Here is a 4,405-nt window from a genome sequence, read left to right as displayed (position 1 = left end):
CCCCTGGCGGTCAGCTTGATCATCGCTGTCTCGGGATCAGACCTGTAGCGCTCCTTGAGCGGGGCCTGGGTGGCGCGGAGTTCGGCGGCGTCCATTTTTTCTCTCCCGGGGATTATCGCGAACTGGATGTACCGGGTCAGCGCACGGATGTCACCATTCTCCGCCAGCGCGGAAAATTCATCGAACTATCAAAAACACCCACATTTTCAACCAGTTGACTGAGATATCGAAGCAAGAATACATACCACCGGCCTATCGTGTAGAGAGCGGATTTATTCAAGCTTGGGGGAACGCCGCACGGGCCTGTTGTTATCCGGCGGGAATCGCCCGTGACAGCACCGGCGCCGTCCGATATTCGGGTTAGGATATGGACAACCTCGTGACCCAGCCCCGCCCCGGCATTGACGACCGTTTCGATACCCCGCGGATCACCGCGGCGGTGGACGCGCTCGCCGCCACTCATGCCGGCCGCGAGGATGTTTTTCGCGCCGCGATGGCGCAGTTGCTCAAAGCGGAAATGATCGAGGCCCGCGCGGTGGCGCAGGCAGTGCTGCTGAAGGACCGGCACGGGCGGCGCTGCGCCGAGCGGCTGTGCTTCGTGCAGGACGAGATCATTCGCATCCTGTATTCGGCCGCCACCCGCCATCTCTATCGTTCGCCGGTGCCTTCCGGCGCCGAGCGCATGGCAGTGGTCGCCACCGGCGGCTATGGCCGCGGGCTGATGGCGCCGGAATCCGACATCGATCTCTTGTTCATCCTGCCCTACAAGCAGACCGCCTGGGGCGAGCAGGTGGCCGAGGCGATCCTGTATTGCCTGTGGGACATGGGGCTGAAGGTCGGCCACGCCACCCGCTCGGTCGATGAATCGATCCGGCAGGCGCGCGGAGACATGACGATCCGCACCGCGATCCTCGAGACCCGCTTCCTGACCGGCGACCAGCCGCTCTACGACGAACTGGTCGAGCGCTTCGACAAGGAAGTGGTGCAGGGCACCGCGGCCGAATTCGTCACCGCCAAGCTCGCCGAGCGCGAGGAGCGGCACCGCCGCGCCGGGCAGTCGCGCTATCTGGTCGAGCCCAACGTCAAGGACGGCAAGGGCGGCCTGCGCGACCTGCACACGCTGTTCTGGATCGCCAAATACGTCTACCGCGTGCGCGAGGCCGACGAGCTGCTGGAACACGGCGTGTTCGACGCGCAGGAATACCGCACCTTCCGCCGCTGCGCCGATTTCCTGTGGTCGGTCCGCTGCAACATCCATTTCTTCTCGGGCCGCGCCGAGGAGCGGCTGTCGTTCGACATGCAGCGCGAGATCGCGATCCGTCTGGGCTATACTTCCCATCCCGGCATGCAGGATGTCGAACGCTTCATGAAGCACTATTTCCTGGTCGCCAAGGATGTCGGCGACCTTACCGCGATCCTGTGCGCCAAGCTGGAAGACCAGCAGGCCAAGCCGGCGCCGGTGCTGAGCCGGATGATGGCGCGCCTAAGGCCTTCCAACAACCGCCGCCGGGTGCCCGACAGCGACGATTTCATCATCGACCACAACCGCATCAATCTCGCCGCGCCCGACGTGTTCAAGCAGGACCCGGTCAACCTGATCCGGATCTTCCGGCTGGCGCAGAAGAACAACCTCGCCTTTCATCCGGACGCGATGCGCACGGTGACGCGGTCGCTGAAGCTGATCAACACCCAGCTGCGCGAAAACCCCGAAGCCAACCGGCTGTTCATGGAGATCCTGACGTCGAACGACGCGGAAATCGTGCTGCGTCGCATGAACGAGACCGGCGTGCTCGGTCATTTCATCCGCGCCTTCGGCAAGATCGTGTCGATGATGCAGTTCAACATGTATCACCACTACACGGTCGACGAGCACCTGCTGCGCTGCGTCGGCTACCTCCAGGACATCGAGCGCGGCGGCAACGACGAGTTCACCGTCGCCAGCGACCTGATGCGCAAGATCCAGCCCGAGCACCGCGCGGTGATCTACATCACCACCCTGCTGCACGACATCGCCAAGGGCCGGCCCGAGGATCATTCGATCGCCGGCGCCAAGGTGGCGCGGCGGCTGTGCCCGCGGCTCGGCTTCAGCCCCGCAGATACCGAACTGATCGCCTGGCTGATCGAGCAGCATCTGACGATGTCCACGGTGGCGCAGTCGCGCGACCTCTCCGACCGCAAGACCATCGAGAATTTCGCCGCCGTGGTGCAGTCGGTCGAGCAGATGAAGCTCCTGACCATCCTGACCACCGCCGATATCCGCGGCGTCGGGCCGGGGGTTTGGAACGGCTGGAAGGCGCAGCTGTTGCGCACGTTGTATTATGAAACCGAACCGGTGCTGACCGGCGGCTTCTCGGAAGTAAACCGCGCGCGGCGCATCGCGATGGCGCAATCGGAATTCCGCGCCGCGTTCGGCGAATGGCCGGAAGCCGAACTCAATGCCTATATCGCGCGGCACTATCCGGCCTACTGGCTCAAGGTCGAACTGGCGCGCAAGATCCGCCATGCCCGCTTCCTGAAAGCCAGCGAACAGGCCGAACACAAGCTCGCGATCAATGTCGGCTTCGACGAGGCGCGAGGCGTCACCGAACTGACCATCTTCGCCAGCGACCATCCCTGGCTGTTGTCGATCATCGCCGGCGCCTGCGCCTCGGCGGGGGCCAATATCGTCGACGCCCAGATCTACACCACGACCGACGGCCGCGCGCTCGATACCATTGCGATATCGCGGGAATACGACCGCGACGAGGACGAGGGACGCCGTGCGACCCGGATCGGCGAAATGATCGAGGACGTGCTGGAAGGCAAATTGCGGCTGCCCGAAGTGGTCGCCAAACGTGCCGCCGGCCGCGGCAAGGCGCGCCCCTTCGTGGTCGAGCCGGAAGTCACCATCAACAACCAGTGGTCGGACCGCTACACCGTGATCGAGGTGTCCGGCCTCGACCGGCCGGGCCTGCTGTACCAGCTGACCACGGCGATCTCGAAACTCAATCTCAACATCGCCTCGGCGCATGTAGCGACCTTCGGCGAGCGCGCCCGCGACGTGTTCTACGTCACCGACCTGCTCGGCGCCCAGATCAACGCGCCGACGCGGCAGGCTGCGATCAAGAGCGCGCTGATCCATCTGCTCGCCAACGAAGAGAACGCGACGCAGCCCGCGGCGTAGAACTGATGAAACCTCGGTGAGGACTGCTCGCTGCGCAACGTGTCGTCCCGGCGCGTTGCAGTCATATCAATCGCGCAGCACCACGCCCTCGTGCGCCAGCAGCCAGCGCTTGCGCTCCAGCCCACCGCCATACTTTATCAGTGAACCATTGGCGCCGATCAGGCGATGGCAGGGTATGACGACGCTGAGCGGGTTGGCGCCGTTGGCGTGGCCGACCGCGCGCACCGCGCCGGGCGCGCCGATTTTCGCCGCCAATGCGCCGTAGCTCATGGTGCGGCCGGGTGGAATTCCGGGAAGCGCGTTCCAGACCCTGCGCTGGAACGGGGTCCCCGCGATGTCCCAGCGGATATTATTCAGGCAATCGAGATCGCCCCTGAAATAGCCCGTCAGCGCGGTCCGGATTTCGGCCGCAGCCCGCGCATCCTTCAACACCACGGCCCCATATTGAAGACGGAGCAGCTCTTTCATGCGCGACGCGTGATCCTCCCAATCCAGCGCGCGGAGCACGCCGTCGGCATCGCTCACCAGCAATGCCGTTCCAATCGGCGTGCGCAGCCGGTCGAGGCCGAACGTCTCCGGTCGTTTCCTCATCGATTTGTCGAGGTTGTGGCCGTCATAAGTTTCTCCGGAAGGTGCGCGGGGAGCCATCTCACCTTTTACGGCAACCGTGCTAGCGTCCACCCGAAATCCGGCTGTCGTGTCTTGGTATTATCTTGGGGAACGCACATGATCTGGATCGCCAATGTGCTGGTGGCACTGGTCGCCGTCCTGCACGTCTATTTTCTGGTGCTGGAGATGTTCCTCTGGCAGAAGCCGCTCGGCCTGAAGACCTTTCGCAACTCGCCCGAGAAAGCCGCCGAAACCGCGGTGCTGGCCGCCAACCAGGGCTTGTATAATGGATTCCTCGCCGCCGGCCTCGCCTGGGGGCTGCTGCACGGCGCTCCGGCGTTTGCGTTCCAGATCAAGGTATTCTTTCTGCTCTGCGTAGTCGTCGCCGGCGTCTACGGCGCCGCCTCGGTCAGCCGCCGGATATTATACGTGCAGGCGGCGCCCGCTGCGATCGCGCTCGCCCTGCTCTGGCTGGCGTAAATTAGATCACCTTGACGGCCGGCATCGTATTGCCATGCCACAACCGTTCATTCAGTATCCTGGCAGCGCTGGCGTCCGCCACAACCGGACAAGACCATCGGCACAATAAACAGATGAGGAAAGCAGATACATGAGGAACGGCATTTTTCAGCT

At 63.7% G+C, this 4,405-nt stretch carries 3 protein-coding genes and 1 pseudogene; 2 read left to right on the top strand and 2 right to left on the bottom strand.

Going from position 1 to position 4,405, the window contains the following annotated elements:
- Positions 1-113 (bottom strand): annotated as a pseudogene (locus Q8R73_RS04335) (OsmC family peroxiredoxin); the annotation flags it as partial.
- 254 nt (positions 114-367) lie between these two features.
- Between Q8R73_RS04335 and Q8R73_RS04330 the strand changes: the two are divergent.
- A complete protein-coding gene (locus tag Q8R73_RS04330) occupies positions 368-3,163 on the top strand; it encodes a [protein-PII] uridylyltransferase (RefSeq protein ID WP_305718304.1) in 2,796 nt (931 codons plus the stop codon).
- 66 nt (positions 3,164-3,229) lie between these two features.
- Here the strand turns inward: Q8R73_RS04330 and Q8R73_RS04325 are convergent, their stop codons facing one another.
- The gene (locus tag Q8R73_RS04325) at positions 3,230-3,754 is read right to left on the bottom strand and encodes a methylated-DNA--[protein]-cysteine S-methyltransferase (protein ID WP_305718303.1); all 525 of its coding nucleotides are present in this window, start codon (positions 3,752-3,754) and stop codon (positions 3,230-3,232) included.
- 135 nt (positions 3,755-3,889) lie between these two features.
- Between Q8R73_RS04325 and Q8R73_RS04320 the strand changes: the two genes are divergently transcribed.
- On the top strand, positions 3,890-4,252 hold the full coding sequence (locus tag Q8R73_RS04320; RefSeq protein WP_305718302.1) for a DUF1304 domain-containing protein: 363 nt from the start codon (positions 3,890-3,892) through the stop codon (positions 4,250-4,252).
- Positions 4,253-4,405: the final 153 nt, after the last annotated feature.

The sequence above is a fragment of the Bradyrhizobium sp. genome (assembly GCF_030697065.1).
Taxonomy (GTDB): domain Bacteria; phylum Pseudomonadota; class Alphaproteobacteria; order Rhizobiales; family Xanthobacteraceae; genus Bradyrhizobium.
Note: the sequence above shows the minus strand (reverse complement) of the source record. Positions and strands in the feature narration are given on the sequence as shown.

Coding starts and splice junctions, on each gene's coding strand:
- Q8R73_RS04320 (WP_305718302.1), top strand. CDS start 3,890: ATGATCTGGATCGCCAATGTGCTGGTGGCACTGGTCGCCGTCCTGCAC.
- Q8R73_RS04325 (WP_305718303.1), bottom strand. CDS start 3,754: ATGAGGAAACGACCGGAGACGTTCGGCCTCGACCGGCTGCGCACGCCG.
- Q8R73_RS04330 (WP_305718304.1), top strand. CDS start 368: ATGGACAACCTCGTGACCCAGCCCCGCCCCGGCATTGACGACCGTTTC.